Below are 24,688 nucleotides of genomic sequence, written 5' to 3' on the forward strand. Positions count from 1 at the left end.
AATATTCTTTTCTTTGTTACAATGAAGGGAGAAAGTGAGGAATCGTCTATGGATCATCATTCCTACACAACGGAAGAAGTAGCAAAGCGATTAAAAGTATCAAAATTAACTGTATACGACTTAATTAAAAAGGGAGAATTGCCTTCTTATAGAGTTGGAAGACAGATGCGCATTGATGCAGTAGATTTAGAACAATATATAAAACAAATGAAAACAGGGAAGATACAAGTTACTCCTGTAAAAAACGATGGTAGTAGTATCTCGAATACGTGTATTATTAGCGGACAAGAACTAACGTTAGATATGTTAGCAAAACGTATAGAAAAGCGTCTGCCAAGTTCTAATGTGTTACGGGCATACCAAGGTAGCTTAACGAGTTTAGTGAAAATGTATCAAGGTGAAGGTAGTATCGTTAGTTTGCACTTGTTTGACGGGGAAACGGGTACATATAATGTTCCTTACGTAAAACGTATTTTAGTGGGACAACCATGTATTATGATCAATTTACTAGCGAGAAACGTAGGGTTTTATGTCCAAAAAGGAAATCCAAAGAAAATAAAGACATGGGCTGACATATCTCAATCCTCTGTAAGATTTGTAAATCGAGAAAGAGGCTCTGGCATTAGAGTGCTAGTGGATGAGCAATTACGAATCCAAAAATTAAATAAAGATGATATTAGCGGATATGAATGGGAAGAATCGAATCACCTCGGCGTTGCCACGCAAGTTGCGAATGGGAAAGCAGATGTTGGGGTAGGATCAGAAAAGTTTTCACAAATTGTAAATGTAGACTTTATTCCGATAATGGAAGAACAGTATGATTTAGTAATATTGAAGAATAAAGAAAACGAGGAACTTATTGAGGCTATAAAAGAAATCCTGCAATCGGAAGATTTTCATAATGAATTGAAAGCAATTGGTGGATATGATATGACGAAAACGGGTCGAATTATATACGAAACAAATTAAAAAGCTGCTTGTCTATAAGACGAGCAGCTTTTTCTATATATAAAGGGGTTTGGGGAACAAAGTATTAAACAAGACTTTGAGCAAGTGTATAAATGAAAGCTGTAAGAAGAGTCGCTCCACTTGCAAGTCCGAAAAAGTCTGATTTGTTGAATGTAATGTTGTTCATCATGATCTCTCCTTATTTGTTTAATGTAGTTGCAACGGCTTTTGCATCGACAAGTGCGGATAGCACCATGCCCATTGTATTTAAAAATTTGTTTGATTTCATGTTGTTCATCATGCGTATCCGCTCCTTTTCGAATTGTTGTTGCCCTGCTTATGTCTTAATTATAGGAAATATGGTCACCTGCAACTATCGAATTAGCTTACGAAAGACTTACACTTTTGTAAGAAAAAAAGACATTCATGTAAGAATGTCCTTCACAGCATATTGATATGATGGTGCTCTTTAATTGTTTTTAAAAAGCTTTGCATCGAATTGGTCATATAACTATCTTTACGGCGTATGAAAACTGTTGAAATACTGCCGTATTTTTCGGGAATTGGATGGCAGTGTACTTTGCCTGCTGCAGAAAGATGTTGTACCGCAGACTGGGGGACGAGTGTAATCCCAAGACCGAGTGCTACACTATTTAATATAGTTTCTAATATGTTAAATTCCATAATTCTTTTTGGTAGTAAACCTTCATCTTTAAGCCATCGTTCTAGTTTGGAACGGTATCCACATCCTTGATTAAAAACGAGTAGGGGCGTCGTTGTAAATTCTTCTATATGAAAAGCTTTATTTTGTGTCACAAGCATTAATTTTTCTGTACTAACATCGTACTGTTCAATAAGTGGATGTTTAATAGGACCTGATATAAAAGCACCATCCAATTGATGATCAAGCACTTCTCTAATAAGTTCTTCTGTTAGACCAGCTTGTAATGATAAATCGACATGGGGATAACTTTTGTAGTAAGAAGACAAAATGGTAGGTAATGTGCTTACTGTTTCGACTGTGCCGATTTTTAATATACCAGAGGGTGTTTCACTATCTAAAAATACTTGTTTTAGTTCTTCAACGTCCTGCAAAATTTTATTGACGTAAACAAGCATTTTTCTGCCTTCAGCTGTTAAAGTCATGCCTCGTTTATGACGATAAAAGAGCGGTGTTTTTAGCTCATTCTCTAATTGTTTAATACGTGTTGTTACATTAGATTGTACGTAATTTAATTCCTTGGCTGCGCCGCTTACACTACCGCGGTCGGCAACGCTTTGGAAGATTTGTAAGTCTCTTAATTCCATTTTATGCTCCCCCTTGATGTTAACTATCATTATAAGTGATAGTTAACATCATTTTGAATCATTTTACGTGATATATTTTTTCTTTTACAATTCTCTTTGTGCAAATAGAAAGAAGCGGGGGATTGTAGTGAGAAGAAGTCAAATGATAATAGGAGCTTTGGCATGTTTAATCGCAAGTATGTCATGGGGAGCAATGTTTCCAGTTGCTGATCATGCGCTAGAATACATAGATCCATTTTATTTTTCACTTATTCGCTATGGAGCGGTGGCGATAGTACTGGTTGTATTATTGTTAATGAAAGAAGGAAAACAGGCATTTCGTTTAGAAGGAAGAGGAAAGTTACTCGTCTTTTTTGGAACAATGGCGTTTACTGTATATAATGTACTCGTATTTTTAGGTCAAATGCTAATGGGGAAATCAGGTGTAATGGTAGCATCCATTATGGAAGCACTTATGCCGATGATTTCTATTTGTATTTTATGGGGATATAAGCATGTAAAACCGAAAAAGTATATGATAACGAGCATGATTATCGCTTTTGTAGGAGCGGTGTTTGTTATTACGAAAGGTGATATGAGCTTCTTTTTAACATTGAAAGATAACATGTTTTCGTTAGCATTTATATTTGTTGGAGTTGTAGGTTGGGTTATTTATACGATGGGTGGTCAAACGTGTAGCGATTGGTCAACATTACGCTATTCTACGTTGACGTGTGTATTCGGTACGACTGTTACAGGAATTATAACGGTAATTATTACGGCGCTTGGATATGTTTCGGTTCCGAATATGGAAACGATTTCTATTGTGAAATATGATTTATTATTTATGATGACATTACCAGGTATCGTAGCGTTACTTGCTTGGAATTATGGTGTAAAAATTTTATCATCCATTAATGGTATTTTATTTATTAACTTTGTACCCATTACGACTTTAGTGATTATGATGATGCAAGGATATCAAATCACAACATTTGATATTGCAGGAACTTTACTTGTTATTGCAGCACTTATTCGCAATAACGTTTGTCAGAGAAAAGAAGAAAATATAAATAAACGAGTTTTACAAGAGGAGCAATTACGTCAAGCTGTTTAATAGGCAATTGGAGGATTTCACATGTTAGAAAGTTTATTGTTTTTCTTCGCGGTCGGGGTTGCCTGTGAGCTGGCAGCGATTAATCGGAATGGTCGTAAGAATATAAAACAACAAGCTGAGCTAATACAGCTTTTGAAAGAATTAAAAGAAAGAAAAATTTAAAAAGACGACCGGGCATAGACGGTCGTCTTTTTCTATATAAAGGGGAAAGGGGACACAAAGTTATACAAGCGTAGCAGCGTAAATGAAAGCAGTAAGAAGAATTGAGCCGCTAGCTAGTCCTAAAAAATCTAATTTGTTAAAAGGGATGTGATTCATAATACATTCTCCTTACTTATTTAATGTAGAAGCAACAGATTTTGCATCGATAAGAGCGGAAAATACCATGCTCATTGTAGTTAAGAAATTGTTCGTTTTCATTGTGTTCATCATATAGATCCGCTCCTTTTCGAGTAGTTGTTGCCCTGTTTCTAACTTAATTGTATGAAATATTGCGGATAGTTACTATCGAATTAGCTTACAAGAAAATTACATTTTTGTAAGAATTGAAATTTAACAATAAATACTTATTTTTATTACCAACTCCTAAAACTTAGTGTTATAATCATTGTAAGAAAATGATTATACTTCGGATATTCAGAAAGGGACGAAACAAATGTATAAACCAATTACATTTTTGTTGAAATATATATTTAAAACAGCTGGGAAAGTAGAGGTACAAGGGAGAGAGAAATTACCGGAAGGTGGCCCTTACGTTGTTGCGTGTACACATACAAGTTTTATGGATGTTTTAATGTTGGCGACGGGGATGTATCCAACCCAAATTCATTACATGGCTAAAAAAGAATTGTTTGAAGGGAAATTCAAAAATTGGTTCTTTAAAAATGTAAATGCATTCCCGGTAGATCGTGCGAATCCAGGACCAAGTACATTAAAAATACCATCGCGTTTATTAAAAGAGGGAAAAGTAGTAGGGATTTTTCCGAGCGGAACGAGATCGACAGAAGACGTTTCATTAAAAGCTGGGGCCGTTACGATTGCACTGCGTTCTAACGTTCCATTAGTGCCGGCAGCTTATATTGGTCCATCAAGTGTAAAAGAATTAATGAAAGGGAAAAGGGCGCGATTAATTTTTGGAGATCCGATTCAAATTGATGTGGGAGAACAAATAGATCGAAAAACGGCTATGAAAATGATGACAGATCAATTAAATGAAAAGTTTGAGGAGTTAAAGGTAACTTTGCAATCAAATTAAAAGTGAGAAAAGACGACCGGGCATAGACGGTCGTCTTTTTCTATATAAAGGGGAAAGGGGACACAAAGTTATACAAGCGTAGCAGCGTAAATAAAAGCAGTAAGAAGAATTGAGCCGCTAGCTAGTCCTAAAAAATCTAATTTGTTAAAAGTGATGTGATTCATAATACAGTCTCCTTACTTATTTAATGTAGAAGCAACAGATTTTGCATCGATAAGAGCGGAAAATACCATGCCCATTGTAGTTAAGAAATTGTTTGATTTCATTGTGTTCATCATATCGATCCGCTCCTTTTCGAATAGTTGTTGCCCTGTTTCTGACTTAATTGTATGAAATATTGCGGATAGTTACTATCGAATTAGCTTACAGGAAAATTACACTTTTGTAAGAAAAACGAATGAAGGTGTAATATGGTAGGGATATTTGAGAAGGATAATTTTACGCTATGTTATCAACATGGAATTTTTGCTGCCACTACTAGACGTCTCCTTTTTTACGGGAAATTTCCATACTATCCTGCAACATTTAAAGATTACTCATATTTGCATATAGATGACATAGATTTCCGTCCGTGTTTCGAGTTTACTTGTAATCATGAAACCGTTCGAGCTAAGTATATTCAGAGAGGGAATGTAGAGCAGTTTGTTCGTACGATTAGAGCGAATATGAATAATTAATCAACCCTCTGTTTAAACATAATGTCATGGTCAATATGAGAAAAAATGCGGAATAAAAACCACTTCTATACCTCTAGGAGATAGTGATACAATGTCAAATGGGGGGAGGTATGAACTATGGTTAATCAACGTATAAAGGAAATAACATTAATTACAATTGGTTCATTATTATTCGCAATCGGTATTAATTACTTTGCAATTCCAAACCGTTTATCAGAAGGTGGAATTATTGGTTTAACGGTTGTTACTTATTATTTATTTGATTGGTCGCCGGGGATTGTGAACTTTGTTTTAAATGCAATTTTATTGGCTGTAGGTTATAAATTTTTTGATAAGAAAACGATGGTTTATACAATTTTAGGGATTGTAGAAACATCTTTGTTTTTATATGTTACAGAACACATTGAGTATCATGTAAATAGTGATACATTATTAGCAGCTTTATTTGCTGGTGTATTTGTAGGTGTTGGATTAGGTTGTATGTTCAAAGCTGGAGGTACATCAGGAGGATCGGCAATTTTAGCTCGGTTAGCAAATCAATATTTAGGTTGGAGTGTAGGTAAGGGTGTACTTATTATTGATATTGTTGTAATTGCTGGTTCTGTATTTATAATAGGACAAGAAAAAGCAATGTATACACTTGTTGCTGTATTCATCGGAGCGAAAGTGATTGATTTCATTGTAGAAGGAATGGATACAAAAACGGCTGTTACGATTATCTCGAATCAACCAGACTTAATTCGTGAAGCTATTACGAAAAGCATGACACGCGGCGTTACTGTATTGGAAGGGCGCGGTGGATATACTGGTAAGAATAAAGAAGTATTATATGTAGTTATAAATAAACAAGAACTTGTTAGGTTAAAACAAGTTATTAGCCGAGTAGATGAAGATGCCTTCGTAGTTATTCACGATGTGCGCGATGTACTTGGCGGTGGCTTTAAAGCAAGCTAAAAGATGAACGGGTAAATTCGTTCATCTTTTTTTATGCTTACAAAAATGTAAGGGTAATGTAATGGGATTGAATGGTAGATTTCATTCCTCCTTTTTAAAATGGATGTATAGATATCCTGCAGAGGAGGAAGGTTTATTATGAAGAAAAAAATGATTGCTACTGTAATAGCAATAGTCGCAATAGTAGTAGTGTTACTGCCTACGAAACTTGGTCCGGTTATCGATAAATATAATCCACTTTATAAGACGAAAGAATACTATACGATTGTGAATACGATTGGTCAGCATGTCGGTGATGAATGGTATGAATATGAATTTATTGCATTTGATGAACGTGGAAAAGAGCAAAAAATAAAGAAAACGGTTAAACATATGTTAAAGAGAGATGAAGCATTAAAGGTGTTCGCAAAAGGACGTTACGGTGAGTCGATTGAAGAGATTGAGGCTACGAGTATTCCTATAAATGCTAAAAGTAAGCTTTTGGCGATACGATAGCAAAAATATACCCCCATCTATTTTTTGTCGAAAGTAAAAATACTAGGATGGGGTATATTTTTAACGTATAAGAAATGCCCTAGTCCATAGGAACTAGGGCATTTCTTTATATAAAGGGGAAGGGGACACATTGTAGTAGTATAAATGAAAGATATAAGAAGAGTAGACTACTAGCAATGTAATTTGGTTATGTGAGTGCTCTTCTTATTTTGCTTGCTTTCTAACCTTATTGTACGAAACATATGTAAGAAGGACTATCGAATTACATTACACATATCTTACAAATATGTAAGCATCCTGTAATGTAATTCGATAGTTAGATAGTAGTAAACTGAATATAATGCAAATATAAAGTTTTAATTTTTTACTTTCTGATTTGTAATGTTACTGAAGAACGAAAAACCAACTAACTTTGAATAGCCCTCATCTTAGCTTAAGATGGGGCTATTTTTTTTACCTTACAACATTGTAAGGTTTACGTAAGTTAATTCGATAGTAATTTTGTCATATTTTTTGCATAATAGATACAAATAGATAAAATAATTAGGGATCTAGTAAGAAGGGAGAAAAGTGGGATGCGTAAAGAAGAAGTAGTGAAGTTTCCAATTAAAGATTTCTGTAGCTACTTTACTGTTGCCGTAGTGTGTATTGGATTATTTGATATCATAACAAACTTAGTTGTTAAATAATATAGATGATAAAACAAGAAGGGAGCCCCTTTCTTGTTTTTTTTATGGGGGAATAAAGATGAAATGGATTGATAGTCATATACATGTTGATCAATATGGGAATGAAGAGAAAAGTAGATTACTTATAGATGTGGAAAACAGTAAAGAGATACAAGGGCTTATTGCAGTATCAATGAATAATCAATCATGTCGAGAAACGCTATCTTTAGCAAAACAATATCCTTTTATATATCCAGCTCTAGGTTTTCATCCAGAGCAACCGGTTTATAAAGAAGAATGCGAGCAGATTTATCAACTCATTGAAGAGCATGCTGAGGAAATCGTTGCAATCGGTGAAGTGGGCTTGCCGTATTATTTAAGGAAAGAAGACAGAAATATTGCTATTAATCCATACATAGCGGTTTTAAAAAAGTTTGTTGAACTCGCTAGTAAATATGATTTACCAATTGTATTACACGCAGTGTATGAAGATGCGGATATTGTATGTGATTTGCTTGAAGAATATAAAGTTTCACGTGCACATTTTCATTGGTTCAAAGGAAGTGAAGAGACAATGAAACGGATGATGAGGAACGGTTACTATATTTCAATTACACCGGATGTTTTGCATAAGGAGAAAATTAGAAAAATCGTTTCGTATTATCCGCTTGAATATATGATGGTAGAAACAGATGGGCCGTGGGAATTTCAAGAGGGTGTTATGACGCATCCTAGAATGATTAAAGAGGTATTAAAGGAAATTAGTATTATAAAAAACATACCTGTTGATAAGGTTACAGAAACAATATATGGAAATACCATTCGATTTTATTTGAAAGGATAGGAGAGTTGCTCTTATCCTTTTTATTATGGATATTTTTTCTATTATTTTCTATAATTTATCATGTGTTCAATTTAATGAAGGAAGTAGGGAAGATAATGGGGAGAGCATATAAAAAGATAGCTATTACGATTATGGCCGGGGCGCTTTCACTTGCAGCGTTTGGGTGTGAAGCAGAAAAAAAGGTTGCAAATACAGATGTAGCACAAGAAAAAAAGGAAGAACAAATTGACCCAGTAGTTGAAAAACAGATGAAAGAAAATGAGAAAAATGGGAATACGGTTGGAAACAGTTCTAATAATGGGAAGATGGCAGAAAGCAATGGATGGATTTACTATGCGGTGGATGGTGATAAAGATACAGGAGGCATTTATCGTACGAAAGATCAATTTCAGACTTCAGAGCTTGTAGTGAAAGGTGTAAATGCTTCTTACATAAATATAAAAAACAAATCTTTATACTTTATTCATACGGATGAAGAGAAGAATGCGGGATTATCTTCTTTAATGAAGTATGATGTATCTAGCAAAAAGCTAGATACGTTAAAAGCAGGTACAAATTATGTTTATGTAAAAGATCAAACTTTATTTTATCCGAAAAAGTATTCTGAGCATGGTGGTTTTGATATTGTAGGGATTGTAAAAATGGATTTAAAAACGGGACAGGAAGAAGAAGCGGCGTTTAAAAATTCTGGTTGGTCTCGAACAATAGACGATAGTATTTTACATTGGAACAAAAATCGTGGAACACAGGTAACAAAAGATAATAAAACTTGGTCAAAAGAAGGTTATGCAACAATATCTAGCGCTACTTATAATAATGAAAAATTATATGCTGTTGTTGATTTTTCATTGCCTTTTGAAACAAATCAGGCTGAGCACGGTATATATGAGATAGACACGCAACAAAACAAGGAAAAGTTATTGGTAAAGGATGCCTTACAGATGAATATGAAAGGCGATACTTTTTATTACTTGAAAAATGATGGAGTGTATAAGAAGAAACTTAATGGTGGAAATGAAAAGTTAATTTATAATAAAGCGGTCGAACCAACTAAATCCTATTTATATTTTGCAGCAGGAGATATGTATCTCTATACGGATAATGGAACTATTTTAAATTTGGATACAAAGAAATCAAATGAAGCAAAAGATAAGAAGCTAGCTGATGACGTTTTGTTAAATAAAGTATTACATGCGCAAAAGGAACTTACTAATATTCAAATTTCTGTACTAACAGGAAGTCCAAAACGGATAGGGAATTTTTCATATGGGGAATTAGTAAACCCTGCTTATAATACGAAGGCTGCTTTAGAGACTACATTGTCTACATATTTCTCAAAAACATTTATAGCAGAATATATGAAGAGTGAGTATATTAAAGAATTAAATGGAAAGATGCACTATGTCATGGGGGATCCAGGAGCGAGAGCTGGGACTAAATACACAAAGATTATTTCTGCTCAGTTACAGGATGGTAAGATAAAAGCACAGGTAGAAACGTATAATGATTATGATAATGCAACGGAAAAGGTAGAAATTGAATTTATTTATGAGAATGACCAATGGGTTGTTAATAAAATGCCACGTTTTGATTTAGGTTAAAAAAACACCAAGCATCTCGCTTGGTGTTTTTTATGATTCTAATTTTTTCGCACGTCTTAATAATAAAAGAAAAACAATGATAAAGAATCCAAGTATAAGAAAGAACCCATATTGTTTTATATAATCAATTACGTCATTTGCACTTGTTGGTTTTTCAACGTGAATGCCGTCTTTATTAGTAGTAATATGAATATCTTTCATTTTTACTTCATTCGTCTCTTTTTTTAAATCAATCCATTCTATGTTTGGAATGCTTTCCAGATCTTTTAACACTTCTTTTAATGGTTCCACCCCTAAGTAAGGATGATAGAATGCACCGATAATGCCGTCAGATAGTTTTGCAACAGATACAGCACGTTCCTTCATCTTTGCAACAGCTTGTGGCTTATCTTCTTCAATAAAGCCAACTGTTTCAGGCATTAATTTCATTCCGTGTAAAAATGATGGTGTACTTGTATAAAATGGTGAGTGCATGGATTGCCAAGTTGTATCATTTAACTGTAGTTGTCCTACATAAGTTGAAAAGTACCTTGATAATATTTCATATCCTTTTTGAGACATCGTGTAATGAGGTGCTTCAAACGCGACAGGATAAAGTTTAGCATCTACAAGTTCTGTAATCCCTTTTTCGATATGATCCGTTGTATATTTTTCTTCAAACTCTTCCCCGTTTTTTACATATTGTTTATATGCTTCTGTATTGGGGAAATCATCCTTTGTTTTTGGTTTTTCATGATTAGGTTGGCGAATTGGTTGATCTGTTTTTACGTCCCAAAACTCAAAGCCTTCTCCAGTTTCACTGTCATAGAATTGGTGAGTATAGCCATGCATAATAATTGCTGCACCGTCATCTTGCATAGAGCGTAAAAGATTGACTAGTTCTGGTTTATCTTTTAAATGTATCGTTTCTCCTGTGTTTGGATCTTTATATACGGGAATAACTGTAATCATATAAGGAATTTTTTTCTCCTTTAATAATTCAGCAATGTCCTGTAAGTGTTTTAGATTTGCAGCCGGATGAACATCTTCAAGACGTAAATAAGCTGCAGTTTTATTTGTCGTAGGCTTTTGCCCGAAGTAAGAGAATAACATTTCACCGACATAATGAGAAATCCAATCAAAGAGATTTGGAGTTGCAACGTAATAAGATGTATCGTTTTGAACAATTAATGGATTCGTGTTATTAGAGCTTAAAGCATTAGCAAGAATGGTTCCGTTCGTATCAAACGATTGAATTAATCGTTCCTCTTCTAAGGTGTTTTTTAGCTTCTTGCTTGGATATTCAATTGTGTTAACTCGTACATCATCGCTTTTCAATGTAATGAAAGAAAAACGATTAGATAGTTGTTCGACATTTTGCCCTAACACTAAGACGGGACCTGAGAATTTTTCTAGAAATTGTTTTGTTTCATCAGAAAACTCTTCTTTTTTTTCACCGATATAAACAATATGTGTATAAGAAGATGCGCTAGTAATTGTAGTTGCCTCTTTCAAGCTTTTCACAGTTATATCATTTGTAAAATGTCCTAACTGAGTATTAAGGATTTGGACGTTATTTGAAACCTTATCGTCTGTTGTACTATATAGGACAAGTACTTTTGGCTTTGATGATGTTTGTGCAGAGGCATGTATAGGAATGAGTAGTACAATACTGAATAAGAGTAGTATGCATTTTTTCATTTTGTGTGCTCCTAGTCTATATATGGAACTCAATTTACAATTATATACAAAAAATAAACTGTAGTCCATTTAAGTTACATTTTTACACGTATTTACCAGATGTTTTTTCATAAAATCGGTCTAAAGCATGATGATAACATATATGGTTATTTGCTATGATGAAAGGATAAGAGAATGATAGAGTGTAGGTAATGGTAAAGGGAAGAAGGCTGAAAGGGGACAAATTTCAGCGAAGAAAGAGGTAGAGATAGTGAAGAAATTCTTTGTAGGATTTTTAGTTGTTCTTGGAGTATATTTATATTTCCAAGGAAAGTCTGAAGGAATGGATAAGCTAGTGAATGAGACAAGTTATGTTGATTCAGAGGAAGCAAAGCAGATGAAACAAATCATTATAGAGGAAGCAAAGAAAGTAAATCTTCCAGAATGGATACCTCTTACAATTGCCGAACATGAAAGTCGGTTAAATCCAAGAAGTGTTGGAGATAATGGAACTTCATTCGGATTGTTTCAATTACACCGTGGCGGTGGGCTTGCACCAGATCATTTAACTGATGAAGAGTTGAAAGACCCACGTACGAATACACAAATTGCAATGCCGTATTTGGTGAAGGGATATAAGCGTGGGATGGAAAAAGGTTTGACTGATTTTGCATTACTGAAATATGTAGCGAATACATCGGGGTGGCCAGGGAATTTAGGGCCAGAGTGGACGGATAATAACATGAAGTATAACGTTGGATTAGAGGACGTATACTATCGAAATAAAGGTGTAGTAAAGTAAAGCTTTAATTAGTGGGGGAGTTTTACGACCCTAAAATAGTGGAAAAACAGAGTAGGTTTTTGATACCTACTCTGTTTTTTTATGGAGAATTTCATCTTCTTGTCTCGTGAAATACTGCGCTAGTTGTATTTTTATATCCTCTAGTTTTGTAGAAACTTGCGGTATTTTATATCCTACATACAATGGTGAAACGACAAACCTAGGAACAACTTTACAAATGATTTTCCCATTTAAATGATAGAAGAATAAGTTATAACTGCTACACCCTTTATGGAAATCTGTCAGTATGTAACGTACAGTTTGCTGAATGTAATTTGCCATTTCATCTATATATGCAATATCATCAATGATTATGTTAAATTCAGTAAATCCGATAATAGGACGCTCGGAAATATTTAGTTCAATGCGTTCGTTTTTTTGAACAATTACCCCTTGAAAATTTTCTTCTTCAATATTTTCGAGATAATCTACATGTTTCATTCCGATAATTTGCATGTGTGCATGATGCAAACTTCCACCTGAAAATGGACCGTGATTTTTGTATAGAATCACAGATGCAAACTCTTTGTTGTTCTGTAAGTGTAACCAATGTTGAATGGAAAAATGCATGAGTCTTCTCATATGTTCTTCTGTATATGTTGCAATATGATCTTTACAGTTATCAGTTTCAATTAACACCGTTTGAAAAGTATCTTTCAATGTAGGGAATTTATTTTTTAGCCAAATAATAGAATTCTCAGTTGCTAAAATATCCGTTAAATTCTCTCTGTCGCAAAATGGACATGCAGTGCCCCTATTCCGAATACTTTCCGGTTTTTGTTTACCGATATCGTTTAAAAAATATAGTTGTTGTGTATCCATTTGTATATATGCCCCTTTAAAATATGTGTAAAAAATCCCGCTTAATACATTCGGGAAAAGAGGACGGAAATCCTTTAAGGCAATAGGAAAAAATAAAAGACAAGATATCCTCATTATGGTAGGGTACCTTGTCTTTTATTTTTTCTTTAATAGTGTGTATGGATAATACAGAGTATTTTTATCGTGCTTCTTTTTTCTATTTTTCATTGTGTATAAGGCAATTGCCGTACTTGCGATTACAATAATGGCTTTCTTCATATTCATATACCCCTTTTTATTGTTGGTTTAATTCATGGCTAACTGCTTTTGCATCGACTAAAGCGTGTAAAACCATTTTTACCATGTTCATCATATTTCTTCACTCCTTTTTATAGTTCATTTAGTTCTTTTACAACTGCTTGTCCGTTCACTAATACCTCAAAGATTGCTTTTAAGATTTCTTTCATCATGCTTGTTGCCTCCTTTTGCTTTTCTCTCTTGTTTACATCTTTATTGTATAGGGAGGCATCTTTTCGTACTATCGCTTTCCATTACGTGAACATAACAGTTTTGTAAGATTTGGTGTCACTTATTGAAATGTTTAGTCTATCTTCATTATTTTCAGAAAAATGACTATTCAAACATGAAATGGGAAAGTATAATAAAGAAGTAAGTATTAAATTCCGTACGAAAGGGGTGAATGAGATGAAACGTTCTTTAGCTGCACGTGCCAAATTTTTAGATTTTATCTATTTTTGTCGTGCGATTTTTCATGATGTAGTTGTTAACGGGATACGTATGCCCTTTTTTAACAATTGCATAGTGACTATTGAACGATAGAAATCTCTTCACCCATTTTTGATAAACGTGTGAAAAGGGAGCTATTTGGCTTCCTTTTTCTATGCCGAAAACCATGGGGAATGTTTCTTTCCCATGGTTTTTTATATTGAAAGGAGTACGGAAAATGACAATTTGTAGCGTAAATAATGTAACGAAATCTTTTGGTGGAAACATCATATTTGAAAATATATCGCTTGAAATAAAGAATGGTGAACGTGTCGGGTTAGTTGGTCGTAATGGTAGTGGGAAGACAACAATCTTTCAGCTTCTAACAGGAATGGAGAGTTTGGATGCAGGAACCATTCACATGAAGAAAGGTACACGCATTGGTCATGTCGCACAAATTCCAAGATTTGATGAGGAGATGACTGTATATGATGTATTGAGTTCCGCTTTTAAAGCGGAAAAGGAATTAGAACAAGAAATGCATGTTTTAGAAAAGAACATGGCGGAAGAACAAGAACCATCTGCTTTACAAAAATTGATGGAGAGGTATGGAGTAATTCAAGAAAAGTTCACGTTTCTCGGTGGTTATGAAATAGAAGCAAATATTACGAAGGTAGCAAATGGTCTACAAGTGACGGAACTATTTCCTCGATCATTTATGGAGTTAAGTGGTGGAGAACAAACAAAAATAAGCCTTGCGTACATGCTATTGCAGAAACCAGATTTACTTCTATTAGATGAGCCAACCAATCATCTAGATTTATTTGCCGTAGAGTGGCTAGAGCAATTTTTAAAAGAATATACAGGAACAGTTATGGTCATTTCACATGATCGTTATTTCCTTGATGAAGTTGTAACGAAGATTTTTGATTTAGAAGATGGAGAAATTCACGTGTATCATACGAACTATTCTCAATTCGTTGCGGAAAAGGAAGAAAGGTTGCTTCAGGAGTTTCAAGCTTATCAAGAACAGCAGAAGAAAATAAAAAAAATGAAAGAAGCCATTAAGCGTCTACGTGAATGGGCAAATCAAGCGAATCCTCCGAATGAAGGATTGCATAAAAGAGCGAGAAATATGGAACGTGCGTTAGAACGTATTGAGAAGTTAAAGAGACCAATTTTAGAACGGAAACAGATGGGACTTCAGTTTGAGGGGCAAGAGAGAAGCGGAAAAGATGTTGTTGTAATGAAAGAAGTGAGTAAAGGATTTGCTGACAGATCGTTATTCGAGCATGCCAATTTACATGTTCGTTTTCAGGAGCGTGCGGCTATTGTTGGTCGTAATGGCACAGGAAAGACTACGCTACTAAAATTACTATTAGAAGAAATAGAGCCAGATGCTGGAGAAATTCGGATTGGTAGTAGTGTGAAAATCGGTTATTTATCGCAGCATGCGTATGGAAATATGAAGAGTAATGTATTGGAAGCTTTTAGAGAATGCGTAGCTGTAACAGAGGGAGAAGCAAGACATATATTAGCTAAGTTTTTATTTTATGGTCCAGCGGTGTTTAAGAAAGTAACCCAACTTAGCGGGGGAGAAAAAATGAGGTTAAGGCTCGCACAACTTATGTATCAGGACATCAATTTTTTAATATTAGATGAGCCGACAAACCATCTTGATATTGAATCAAGAGAAGTTTTAGAGGAAGCCCTTGAACAATATAATGGAACGATTCTAGCTGTTTCACATGATCGTTATTTTTTAAATAAGTTATTTGAAAAGACGTATTGGATTGATGAACGGAAATTATTTGAGTTTGCAGGGAACTATGCATGGGCTCGTCAAAAGTGGGAAGAAAAAGTTGAGAAGCAAGTCATAAAGCAGAAACGCCAGGGGAGAAAAAGTATTGAAACAGCTCATGTGAAAAAGAAAGAGCCTAGGAGTTTTGAGGAGATTGAAAACGAGTTAATGTATATAGAAGAAAGTATATATACATTAGAATGTGAAATGGAACATGTAGTTGATGTTGGAAGACTTGAAAAATTATATGAGGAAAAAACGAAAAAAGAGTTGTTACGAGTAGAGTTATATAATGAATTAGAGAGTATTGTGGAGTAAAGAGTAAAGAGTAAAGAGTGAATTCCTTTTAGTTTTGCTGAGGGAACTCACTCTTTTTTATAGCAATATTTTATCCCGTAACAGCCCGATTGGTGAAGGCGCTCCACTGAATAGAGTTTCACTTTATTTTAAGGGATAAATAAAAGCTGTGTTTCACGTGAAACAGTAACTTCGATAAATATTTGTTACTCAATTTGCATAGGTTGTGAAACATGTGAAATGGTAAGGGGAAACATAAATGTTATTGGGGCTTTTTCGATAGGGGAATTATAAAAGTATGGGCTAATTATTTCCCGAGACATAAGTATGTGTAACAGAGATTCATGATTGAAAACAAAAAAAGAAAGCAGAGTTACAGCTTTACACGCTGAACTTTGCTTTCTTTTTTTGTAATATCTTCCCTTGTTGAAATTATAATAGCGATCCCGAGCATAATAAAAAAAGCTAAAAAGAGGACGAACTTTGGGAAGAACGGGAATAGTAATAGCGCCCCCACTATCATAATCGTTAATAATACGTAGTGCAGGACATATTGGAATAGGTTGTCCATATTTTCGCCCCCTTTTTGGTAGTGTATTGTTATTATTCTATGCATGACTATTAAAGGATAGAATGTGTTTTTTTTTTTTGAGTGAAGATAATTAACAAGGATGGACATAAATAATGAAAAGGAATAATCCTGAAATTAATTCATGCTATTTTTATAGGTGAAATAAAGATAGTTACAGAGAGGGCGATTACGTTACTACATGATCAGGCTTATAGCGGCGGCACTGATATAAGCCAAACAGCAATAAAAGGTGATTATGATTTAGAGATGGTATCTACGCCAATGATTGATGATCCTAGCGGGACAATTGAGGAGTTTGTTTCGACAAGTAAACGAAACTATGATGGATATCATAATTTGAAAGTAGATGAACGAGCAACGGAGGCGCTACAAACGTTAGATATTGAAAAACGGAAAGAAATTTATAAGAAGTTGTATCAAGAATTAAGTGAAGGTCCACCCGTTATTTTCTTAAATAATAGTAAAGTTGTGTCTGCACATCATGCACGAATTCAAGGGTTACAAGAAGATAACTATAACGGTATTTTGTTAAGTTTACCTAAATTAAAGATAGAACAATAATTTTGAAGGAATTCTCGAAAAATTCATTCAGAAAGAATTGACAAAATATAACGGACGATATAAGCTAATAACCATAAAGTCTACCGGAAAGGTCGGAATAAGATTGTTACCCCTCAAAAACATCTATTTTTTTACGATTAAAACCGACTTTTCCGATTGGCTATAAATGTTGCTGTGGGAGGCATACATAAGGCAAGCAGTTCATAAGGTGTAATTATTAAAAAAAAAGTTAGGGTGGGGACAATGAAGAAAAAGACAAAAAAATGGGCTGGTGTATTTTCGGTATTACTGAGTAGTTCGCTTGTGTTATCTGCTTGTGGGGGACAGGAGGATACGGCTTCTACAGAACCGGTTAAACAGCAAGATTTAAAAAATATAAAAATTGAAAAGATCGCTGCGGCAGATAAAACGAAAGTGCCAGATAAAGCGAAGAATCGAAAAGATACGTTAGTTGTGGGGATTAGTAAACCAGGCGGCGTATTTTTACCATATTTCCAACAAAACGGTTGGGATGGAAACGTGACTTCTGTTATTTTTGCATCTCTTGTATCAACTGATAAACAGGGGAAACCAATTCCTGAATTGGCTGAGAAGTGGGACGTTTCTTCTGATCAGTTAACATATACATTCCATTTACGTAAAGACTTGAAATTTAGTGATGGGTCGCCATTAACAGCAGATGATGTGGCATTCACATTGACACTGTTACACGATAAGGCATATGAAGGCGAAGTAGACATCTCTCAATATGCGGTTAAAGGTGGTAAAGAATATAAAGAAGGAAAAGCAACTTCAATTGAAGGTATTCAAGTTGTTGATCCACAAACAATTAAAGTTACGACTGAAAAAGTGAATTCACAAGCTATATTTGTTTTAGGCGGTACGGTATTATCAAAAGCGTATTACGGAAAAGATTATAAACAAAATACAAGTTTAGATTATTTGAAAGATTTATATGGAAAACCACTAGCTGCAGGTCCATATAAATTTGATAAATATATTCCAGGCCAAGAAGTACGCTTTGTAGCAAATGAAAATTATTATGCAGGGAAACCAAAAATTCCAAACTTCATTTATAAAATTACTTCTGGTGATACGAAGCTTCAATTATTCCAAACAGGTGAAGTTGACTACACTGGCCTAGGTACTGGTGACGAAATTCTTGAACAGGCGAAAGCTTTAGAATTTGCAAATATCCAAATCGAAACGGCAGCGTCATTTAGTTACATTTATATGAATAATAATAAGCCGTACTTAAAGGATAAAAAGGTTCGCCAAGCACTTATTTACGGATTAGATCGTAAAAAATATGTTGATACAGCGTTAAAAGGATACGGTACGGTAGCTAATGTACCAATTCATCCAACTTCTTGGGCTTATACGGAAGAAGGAGTTAATAAATATGAATACGACAAAGAAAAAGCGAAAAAATTATTAGATGAAGCAGGCTGGAAAGTTGGTTCGGATGGAATTCGTGAAAAAGATGGTCAAAAATTAAAGCTTTCTTATTTCGGCCCAAGTTCGGCTAAAGATAGTGATTTATTAATTCCAATTGCGAAAGAGAATTATAAAGAAATAGGTGTAGAATTTAACCCTGAATTTATGGACTTTAATACGATGCTTTCAAAGGTAAATAAAGGTGACTATGATTTAGCTTCTGTTTCGACACCGATTACAAGTGATCCGAGTGAAACAGCTGGTGAATATTTGTCTGGTGTCAATGAGAAGAGCCTTGGTTATAAAAATGAGAAAGTAGATGAGTTAATTCAAAAAGGTATTGAGACAGTTGATATTGAGAAACGTAAACCTATTTATAAAGAATTATATAAAGAATTAAGTGATGATCCACCAGTAATTCTATTAAACTACCGTAGAACAATTACAGGATACAACGGGAATATAAAAGGGATTGACCCTGAAAAATACAACAGTATTAGCGCAAACTTACCAGTATTATCATTTGAAAAATAACGATAAGAATGTATAAGTAGAAGACATTTTTTCATTCGGTTAGTAAGGTGCCGCTTTGAAAAAATGTTCTTCTATTTTAAGCATAAGATTGGAGAGAAAAAGGGTGAAAACATATATCGTTCGTAGGTTGTTGCAAATGATTCCTACACTATTTGGTACATCAATTATTATTTTTTTCTTGTTTGCGCTTCTTCCAGGTGATTATATTGATTCGAATCCAAAAATCACACCAGAAAGAGCAGCTGAACTTAGGGAATTGTATGGATTAAATAAGCCAATTGTTGAGCGTTATTTTCATTGGTTAGGTAATGCTTTGCAAGGAGATTTTGGTTTTTCACTTCAATATCAAGAGCCTGTAACGTCATTATTAAATAAATTTATTTGGAATTCTTTTAGTGTAGCAGTTATTGCATTATTTTTTATTTGGTTAATTGCACTTATTATCGGTGTATTCTCAGCAACGAAGCAACATTCTTTATTCGATAAACTTGTAACAATTGGTGTCTTTGCAGCAATGTCATTCCCTTCATTCTTTATAGGCCTATTTTTAATTAAAGTGTTTGCGGTTGACTTTAAGTTATTACCGATAGGTGGAATGATTGATGTTGGTAGTAATTCTACTGGGTTTGCTTATGTGATAGAAGTTGCAAAACATATGGTTTTACCAGTATTTATTTTGACACTTCTTGGAGTGGGGTCATTAACTCGTTATTTTAGAACAAGCATGTTAGAGGTTGTAAGGCAAGACTACATACGGACAGCACGAGCAAAAGGATTGAAAGAAAGAACAGTTATTTATAAACATGCCTTGAAAAATGCGATTTTACCAGCGATTACTTTATTAGCATTTGAATTACCAGGTTTATTTTCAGGAGCGATTATTATTGAACAAATTTTTAACTGGCCAGGTATCGGTAATATTCAATTAGAAGCACTTAATTTCCGTGATTATACAGTATTAATGGCATTTACGATGTTTCTTTCTTGTTTAACAATCGTTTCAAACTTTTTCGCAGACATTGTATATGCAGTTGTTGATCCACGTATTCGGTTGAAGTAAGGGGGGAAACGAGATGGAAACTGTTACAGAGATTATAGAGAAAAAAGAAACAAAGAGAAGAAGAAATGAATCATCACCGTGGCGACAAGCTTTTAAAAAGATAAAGAGAAATAAGATGGCACTAGTAGGATTGTATGCATTAATTTTTATGTTTTTATTTTGTTTTATCGGACCGTTCTTTTCGCCATATGCATCAGGAAAAATACAAGTTGCGTTAATTAATAAACCACCTAGTTTTTCTCATTGGCTTGGTACAGATCAATTAGGAAGAGATATTTTAACAAGACTCATGCAAGCGGGACGGATTTCATTAACAATTGGCTTAGCTTCAATGGTTTTATCCGTGATACTAGGAGCTGTATTAGGAGCTATTGCAGGTTTTTATCGTGGTATCGTCGATAATATTATTATGCGTCTTGCAGATATTTTAATGTCGATGCCAGGATTACCGTTACTTATTATAATGGGGGCAATTTTATCAGAGTGGAAAGTACCGTCTGATTATCGTCTGTATGTCATTATGATTATTTTAAGTTTAGTAGGCTGGCCAGGGCTTGCACGTCTTGTACGAGGTCAAATTTTATCACTTCGGGAGCAAGCGTTTATGCAAGCTGCTGATGTGTTAGGAATAAAAGATTACCGAAAAATTATATATCACTTAATCCCTAATGTTTTACCGATATTAATTGTCGTCTCTACATTAGGCGTTGCTGGTTCTATTTTAGGAGAGTCCGCATTAAGTTACTTAGGTCTCGGCGTCGTCCCGCCTACACCATCGTGGGGAAATATGATTAGCGCAGCTAACTCATTAATCGACTTTCAAAAGCGTCCGTGGTTATGGATTCCACCCGGTTTTGCAATCTTTATAACAGTTGTATCCATTAATTTACTTGGTGACGCACTTCGTGATGCGTTAGATCCAAAGATGAGACGGTAGGTGAGAAGATATGAGTAAAGCGGTAGTAGAGCTGAAAGATTTACAAACACACTTTCAGACGGAGGAAGGGACAGTAAAAGCTGTTAATCATGTTAGTTTTGCAGTTCGAGAAGGTGAAACAGTTTGTGTTGTAGGAGAATCAGGGTGCGGGAAGAGTGTAACAGCACTATCCATTATGGGGCTTATTGCTGAATCCGGCAGTGTAGTAGGCGGCGATATTTTATATGAAGGAAAAAGTCTTTTAGAAATGAAGGAGAAAGAACTTCGTAGTTTAAGAGGCAATGACATTGCGATGATTTTCCAAGAACCGATGACATCGCTGAATCCTGTATTCACTGTAGGAGAACAAATTGTAGAAACGTTAAGAGAGCATGAACTACTTAGTAAAAATGAAGCGTATAAGAAGGCAATCGAATTAATTCGTAAAGTCGGTATAGCTCGCGCTGATGAAATTGTCCATTCTTATCCGCATGAACTGAGTGGTGGCATGTTGCAACGTATTATGATTGCTGTTGCACTTAGTTGTAATCCGAAGTTATTAATTGCAGATGAACCGACAACAGCTCTTGATGTTACGATTCAAGCACAAATATTAGATTTACTAAGACAAATAAAAGAGGAATTCAAAACATCGATCTTATTAATTACACATGATCTAGGCGTTGTAGCAGAAATGGCTGATTACGTTGTTGTTATGTATGGAGGAAAAGTTATTGAAGAAGCTCCGGTACTAGAAATATTCCAAAATCCGAAACATCCGTATACGAAAGGGTTGCTAAAATCAAAACCAGTAATGGGGAAACGAATAGATAAACTTTATTCTATTCCAGGGCAAGTTCCTAATTTAGTTGGCTTAGGGGAATTTTGCTACTTTAGCGGTCGTTGTGAGCACTGTATGGAAATATGTAAAGAAGAGGCACCAAATCTGAATGTACATGATGAGAATCATAAAGTAGCTTGCTGGTTATACGAGGAGCGTGCGGAACAATGAGTGAACCATTATTAGAAGTAAAAAACTTAAAGACGTATTTCCCGATTAAAGGTGGCATATTTAGTAGAACGATTGGACATGTAAAAGCAGTTGATGGAGTAAGTTTTACTATTAATAAAGGTGAAGTATTTGGTCTTGTTGGTGAATCAGGAAGCGGGAAAACAACGATAGGAAAAACAATTTTACGTCTTGTCCAAAAAACGGAGGGAGAAGTGAAGTTTAAAGGACACGATGTTTATTCTTTATCCAAGGAGGAATTGAGAAAACATCGTCCTAACATGCAGCTCGTGTTCCAAGATCCATTTAGCTCATTAAATCCAAGAATGAGAATTGGAGAAGCGCTTGGTGAACCAATGTTGGCTCATGGACTAGCGACGAAAGAAAACGTTCGTGAAAAAGTGATAGAAGTTTTGGAGTTATGTGGCTTAGCTCCATATCATATTGACCGGTATCCTCATGAGTTTTCTGGTGGACAACGTCAGCGCATCGTTATCGCAAGAGCCATGGTATTAAATCCAGAGTTTATTGTAGCTGACGAACCTGTGGCGGCACTAGATGTATCTATTCAAGCGCAAATCATTAATTTATTTAGTGAGTTACAGGAGAAAAAGGGATTATCTTATTTATTCATTTCGCATGATTTAAGTGTAGTGGAGCACTTATGTACGAAAATTGGGATTATGTATTTAGGAACGATTGTGGAGACCGCTCCGCGTGATGAGTTATTTACGAACCCACTTCATCCATATACAAAAGCATTGTTATCAGCTGTGCCAATACCAGATCCAACAGTGAAGCGAGAGCGAATTATACTAGAGGGTGATATTCCAAGTCCGGCGAATCCACCTTCAGGTTGTCGTTTTCATACACGTTGCCCGTTTGCTACAGAGGTTTGTAAAAAAACGGTACCGGAATTTCGTAATGTTGGTGAAGAACATTTTGTTGCTTGTCATCATGTATAAAAGAGAAGGACTCTTTCAAATTGAAAGAGTCCTTTTTTATTTACTAGATGAAGTTTGTTTCAATACAAATTGCTCGATTGCGTGAGCAACACCATGCTCATTATTCGTTAATGTTACAACATCACATAGTTTTTTCACATCTTCTTCAGCATTTCCCATTGCTATAGATAAGCCAGCGACTTCTAACATTGGTACATCATTAAAATTATCACCCATAGCAATTGTATCTTCAATTGGAATATTAAAATGGGCTGCCATCTGCTTTAGCCCGTTTCCTTTATGTCCATTTATGTCCATGATTTCTAAATTAGTAGGAGCTGAGGCTGTAACCATAATATCAGCATCTTCTTGTAACACGCTTAATAGCTGTGCGCGATGTCCCGCATTAAATGTTAAAATGAAGAATTTAGATATTTCTAGTTCTGGATTGTTAACAACATCTTCGATTTTTTGGAAATCTGTAATCAAGTTTGATTTCTTTTGCTGTTCTGTAATTCGCTCGAGTTCTTCTAATGTAACATCTAGCGTATGCTTGTTTTCTTCGAATGTTTGCATAACTCGTTCTTGCCATGTATATGGAGAATAAACTCCTTTATTCGTATATAGCTTATATGGAAAACCTTCAGATTCTAGTAATTTTGCAAGCTTATACACTTTATCATTTTGTATACAACGCGAGTTAATTACTTTTCCGTCCACATAAACAATTGCCCCATTGCTTGCTCCAACTGGAAGAGATAATTGATATTCTTCCAACAGTTTTAAAGCATCCTCTTTCGCACGGCCAGAACAAATCATTACAATATGCCCAGCTTCTTGTGCAGTTTGGATTGCTTGTAAGTTCTCTTTGGAGATTTCAAGATTAGATGATAGTAGTGTACCATCCATATCTAATGCGATTAATTTCAAAATGACCACCTCTTTGTCTTTATTATACATAGTTATATAGAGGAAACATATAAACTTATCTTGGAAGGATGGTATTTTATCCCGTATTAACTTTCAGTAAAAACTCACTAGATTCACTGTCATTAATTAGAGTTTTACTTTGGTTTGTAACAAAAATAGGGAGGAATATGATTATATTTCGTTTTATGACCGTAATGTTACACGAATGTTACAAACGTGAATCTAGTGGAAAGTGCATTAAAACAAGGGTTTTTGAGGGCGTTATAAAAAAACGTAAAAAAAATGTAATAAAATTTACGTAATTATATTGCAACGTAATAATAGTTATGTTACATTAATGTTACAAACGTTACGTTATTAATTTCAATGTAACGTTAAGATAAAAACTATGAAACAAACATTTCTTAGAAATTACATATAGATAACTTATTAAAAGGGAGGATAAATGATATGAAAGAGCAAGTATTACAAGTAACAAAAGGTGACTTCGTAGGATCAGCAAGTGGAGCAGTAGTATTAACAGCATTAATCGTATTTCTATCAAGCGCATTAGTATAATAGAAGTTTTGTAATAAAAGATAAACGAAGGGAGAATGGAAATTATGAACAACGAACAAGTATTACAAGTAACAAAAGGTGATTTCGTAGGATCAGCAAGTGGAGCAGTAGTATTAACAGCATTAATCGTATTTCTATCAAGCGTATTAGTATAATAGAAGTTTTGTAACAAAAAT

The 24,688-nt window shown here is 34.7% G+C and carries 28 protein-coding genes and 1 pseudogene; 20 read left to right on the forward strand and 9 right to left on the reverse strand.

The window, feature by feature from the left end; translation table 11 throughout:
* Positions 1-21 precede the first annotated feature (21 nt).
* The gene (locus COI75_RS05095) at positions 22-969 is read left to right on the forward strand and encodes a helix-turn-helix transcriptional regulator (RefSeq protein WP_000675616.1); all 948 of its coding nucleotides are present in this window, start codon (positions 22-24) and stop codon (positions 967-969) included.
* Positions 970-1,033: 64 nt separating this feature from the next.
* On the opposite strand, the gene COI75_RS05100 is transcribed toward COI75_RS05095, so the two are convergent.
* Positions 1,034-1,135: a DUF3948 family protein gene (locus COI75_RS05100; RefSeq protein ID WP_001060014.1), complete on the reverse strand. Its 102-nt coding sequence runs from the start codon at positions 1,133-1,135 to the stop codon at positions 1,034-1,036.
* Positions 1,136-1,389: 254 nt separating this feature from the next.
* Positions 1,390-2,256 (reverse strand): LysR family transcriptional regulator, encoded by an 867-nt coding sequence (locus COI75_RS05110; protein WP_000423066.1) that lies wholly within the window; start codon positions 2,254-2,256, stop codon positions 1,390-1,392.
* Positions 2,257-2,383: 127 nt separating this feature from the next.
* Between COI75_RS05110 and COI75_RS05115 the strand changes: the two genes are divergently transcribed.
* Together COI75_RS05115 and COI75_RS05120 are read left to right on the forward strand one after the other, a co-directional pair.
* Positions 2,384-3,352 (forward strand): DMT family transporter, encoded by a 969-nt coding sequence (locus tag COI75_RS05115; RefSeq protein WP_001254694.1) that lies wholly within the window; start codon positions 2,384-2,386, stop codon positions 3,350-3,352.
* Positions 3,353-3,373: 21 nt separating this feature from the next.
* Positions 3,374-3,514 carry a YrzO family protein gene (locus COI75_RS05120; RefSeq protein ID WP_000894073.1) on the forward strand — a complete coding sequence of 47 codons (141 nt, stop codon included), beginning with the start codon at positions 3,374-3,376 and terminating at the stop codon, positions 3,512-3,514.
* A 60-nt stretch (positions 3,515-3,574) separates the two neighbouring features.
* On the opposite strand, the gene COI75_RS26425 is transcribed toward COI75_RS05120, so the two are convergent.
* Positions 3,575-3,670 (reverse strand): DUF3948 family protein, encoded by a 96-nt coding sequence (locus tag COI75_RS26425; RefSeq protein ID WP_001015595.1) that lies wholly within the window; start codon positions 3,668-3,670, stop codon positions 3,575-3,577.
* 337 nt (positions 3,671-4,007) lie between these two features.
* Between COI75_RS26425 and COI75_RS05130 the strand changes: the two genes are divergently transcribed.
* Positions 4,008-4,607, forward strand: coding sequence for a lysophospholipid acyltransferase family protein (locus COI75_RS05130; RefSeq protein WP_000277784.1), 600 nt, complete (start codon positions 4,008-4,010; stop codon positions 4,605-4,607).
* A 68-nt stretch (positions 4,608-4,675) separates the two neighbouring features.
* On the opposite strand, the gene COI75_RS05135 is transcribed toward COI75_RS05130, so the two are convergent.
* Positions 4,676-4,771, reverse strand: a complete 96-nt coding sequence (locus COI75_RS05135; protein ID WP_001015683.1) for a DUF3948 family protein — start codon at positions 4,769-4,771, stop codon at positions 4,676-4,678.
* A 246-nt stretch (positions 4,772-5,017) separates the two neighbouring features.
* Between COI75_RS05135 and COI75_RS05145 the strand changes: the two genes are divergently transcribed.
* The 5 genes from COI75_RS05145 (at position 5,018) to COI75_RS05170 (ending at position 9,846) form a co-directional block, all read left to right on the forward strand.
* Entirely contained in the window at positions 5,018-5,284 is a 267-nt protein-coding gene (locus COI75_RS05145) for a PH domain-containing protein (protein ID WP_000232802.1), read from the forward strand.
* A gap of 117 nt (positions 5,285-5,401) precedes the next feature.
* Positions 5,402-6,238 (forward strand): YitT family protein, encoded by an 837-nt coding sequence (locus COI75_RS05150; protein ID WP_000248050.1) that lies wholly within the window; start codon positions 5,402-5,404, stop codon positions 6,236-6,238.
* Positions 6,239-6,376: 138 nt separating this feature from the next.
* Positions 6,377-6,733: a YxeA family protein gene (locus COI75_RS05155; RefSeq protein WP_000728374.1), complete on the forward strand. Its 357-nt coding sequence runs from the start codon at positions 6,377-6,379 to the stop codon at positions 6,731-6,733.
* Positions 6,734-7,480: 747 nt separating this feature from the next.
* Positions 7,481-8,245, forward strand: coding sequence for a TatD family hydrolase (locus tag COI75_RS05165; protein ID WP_000871060.1), 765 nt, complete (start codon positions 7,481-7,483; stop codon positions 8,243-8,245).
* 95 nt (positions 8,246-8,340) lie between these two features.
* On the forward strand, positions 8,341-9,846 hold the full coding sequence (locus COI75_RS05170; RefSeq protein WP_000532156.1) for a DL-endopeptidase inhibitor IseA family protein: 1,506 nt from the start codon (positions 8,341-8,343) through the stop codon (positions 9,844-9,846).
* Positions 9,847-9,876: 30 nt separating this feature from the next.
* On the opposite strand, the gene COI75_RS05175 is transcribed toward COI75_RS05170, so the two are convergent.
* Positions 9,877-11,526 (reverse strand): DUF2334 domain-containing protein, encoded by a 1,650-nt coding sequence (locus COI75_RS05175; RefSeq protein ID WP_000710582.1) that lies wholly within the window; start codon positions 11,524-11,526, stop codon positions 9,877-9,879.
* Positions 11,527-11,776: 250 nt separating this feature from the next.
* On the opposite strand from COI75_RS05175, the gene COI75_RS05180 reads away from it, so the two are divergent.
* Entirely contained in the window at positions 11,777-12,307 is a 531-nt protein-coding gene (locus tag COI75_RS05180) for a transglycosylase SLT domain-containing protein (protein WP_000713244.1), read from the forward strand.
* Positions 12,308-12,373: 66 nt separating this feature from the next.
* Here the strand turns inward: COI75_RS05180 and COI75_RS05185 are convergent, their stop codons facing one another.
* Both COI75_RS05185 and COI75_RS26430 read right to left on the reverse strand, forming a co-directional pair.
* Positions 12,374-13,168 carry a DUF4931 domain-containing protein gene (locus COI75_RS05185; protein WP_000381018.1) on the reverse strand — a complete coding sequence of 265 codons (795 nt, stop codon included), beginning with the start codon at positions 13,166-13,168 and terminating at the stop codon, positions 12,374-12,376.
* 135 nt (positions 13,169-13,303) lie between these two features.
* Positions 13,304-13,432, reverse strand: coding sequence for a hypothetical protein (locus COI75_RS26430; RefSeq protein WP_002095953.1), 129 nt, complete (start codon positions 13,430-13,432; stop codon positions 13,304-13,306).
* Between the two features lie 420 nt (positions 13,433-13,852).
* On the opposite strand from COI75_RS26430, the gene COI75_RS26795 reads away from it, so the two are divergent.
* Both COI75_RS26795 and abc-f read left to right on the forward strand, forming a co-directional pair.
* Positions 13,853-13,987, forward strand: coding sequence for an RAxF-45 family protein (locus tag COI75_RS26795; RefSeq protein ID WP_000830643.1), 135 nt, complete (start codon positions 13,853-13,855; stop codon positions 13,985-13,987).
* A gap of 73 nt (positions 13,988-14,060) precedes the next feature.
* Complete coding sequence (abc-f, locus tag COI75_RS05200; protein ID WP_141530725.1) at positions 14,061-15,992, forward strand: ribosomal protection-like ABC-F family protein; 1,932 nt, start codon at positions 14,061-14,063, stop codon at positions 15,990-15,992.
* Positions 15,993-16,344: 352 nt separating this feature from the next.
* On the opposite strand, the gene COI75_RS05205 is transcribed toward abc-f, so the two are convergent.
* Entirely contained in the window at positions 16,345-16,542 is a 198-nt protein-coding gene (locus COI75_RS05205) for a hypothetical protein (RefSeq protein ID WP_000369255.1), read from the reverse strand.
* A 243-nt stretch (positions 16,543-16,785) separates the two neighbouring features.
* Here COI75_RS05205 and COI75_RS05210 point away from each other — a divergent pair.
* From COI75_RS05210 to COI75_RS05235, 6 genes and pseudogenes are all read left to right on the forward strand, one after another.
* Positions 16,786-17,124, forward strand: a pseudogene (locus COI75_RS05210) (ABC transporter substrate-binding protein); the annotation flags it as partial.
* Between the two features lie 243 nt (positions 17,125-17,367).
* Positions 17,368-19,095 (forward strand): ABC transporter substrate-binding protein, encoded by a 1,728-nt coding sequence (locus COI75_RS05215; RefSeq protein ID WP_000730678.1) that lies wholly within the window; start codon positions 17,368-17,370, stop codon positions 19,093-19,095.
* A gap of 103 nt (positions 19,096-19,198) precedes the next feature.
* Positions 19,199-20,155 carry an ABC transporter permease gene (locus COI75_RS05220; protein WP_000860739.1) on the forward strand — a complete coding sequence of 319 codons (957 nt, stop codon included), beginning with the start codon at positions 19,199-19,201 and terminating at the stop codon, positions 20,153-20,155.
* Positions 20,156-20,168: 13 nt separating this feature from the next.
* Positions 20,169-21,092: an oligopeptide ABC transporter permease gene (gene opp4C / locus COI75_RS05225; RefSeq protein ID WP_000451068.1), complete on the forward strand. Its 924-nt coding sequence runs from the start codon at positions 20,169-20,171 to the stop codon at positions 21,090-21,092.
* 10 nt (positions 21,093-21,102) lie between these two features.
* Positions 21,103-22,083 (forward strand): ABC transporter ATP-binding protein, encoded by a 981-nt coding sequence (locus COI75_RS05230; protein WP_000030771.1) that lies wholly within the window; start codon positions 21,103-21,105, stop codon positions 22,081-22,083.
* Positions 22,080-23,045, forward strand: a complete 966-nt coding sequence (locus COI75_RS05235) for an ABC transporter ATP-binding protein (RefSeq protein WP_001294498.1) — start codon at positions 22,080-22,082, stop codon at positions 23,043-23,045. The genes COI75_RS05230 and COI75_RS05235 overlap by 4 nt, the downstream gene beginning before the upstream one ends.
* A gap of 36 nt (positions 23,046-23,081) precedes the next feature.
* On the opposite strand, the gene COI75_RS05240 is transcribed toward COI75_RS05235, so the two are convergent.
* On the reverse strand, positions 23,082-23,954 hold the full coding sequence (locus tag COI75_RS05240; protein WP_000766431.1) for a Cof-type HAD-IIB family hydrolase: 873 nt from the start codon (positions 23,952-23,954) through the stop codon (positions 23,082-23,084).
* Positions 23,955-24,404: 450 nt separating this feature from the next.
* On the opposite strand from COI75_RS05240, the gene COI75_RS05245 reads away from it, so the two are divergent.
* The gene (locus COI75_RS05245) at positions 24,405-24,512 is read left to right on the forward strand and encodes a DUF3948 family protein (protein ID WP_000664235.1); all 108 of its coding nucleotides are present in this window, start codon (positions 24,405-24,407) and stop codon (positions 24,510-24,512) included.
* Positions 24,513-24,556: 44 nt separating this feature from the next.
* Complete coding sequence (locus COI75_RS05250; RefSeq protein WP_001058534.1) at positions 24,557-24,667, forward strand: DUF3948 family protein; 111 nt, start codon at positions 24,557-24,559, stop codon at positions 24,665-24,667.
* The last annotated feature ends 21 nt before the right edge of the window (positions 24,668-24,688 follow it).

The sequence above is a fragment of the Bacillus cereus genome, assembly GCF_002564555.1.
Classification (GTDB): Bacteria; Bacillota; Bacilli; order Bacillales; family Bacillaceae_G; genus Bacillus_A; species Bacillus_A cereus_K.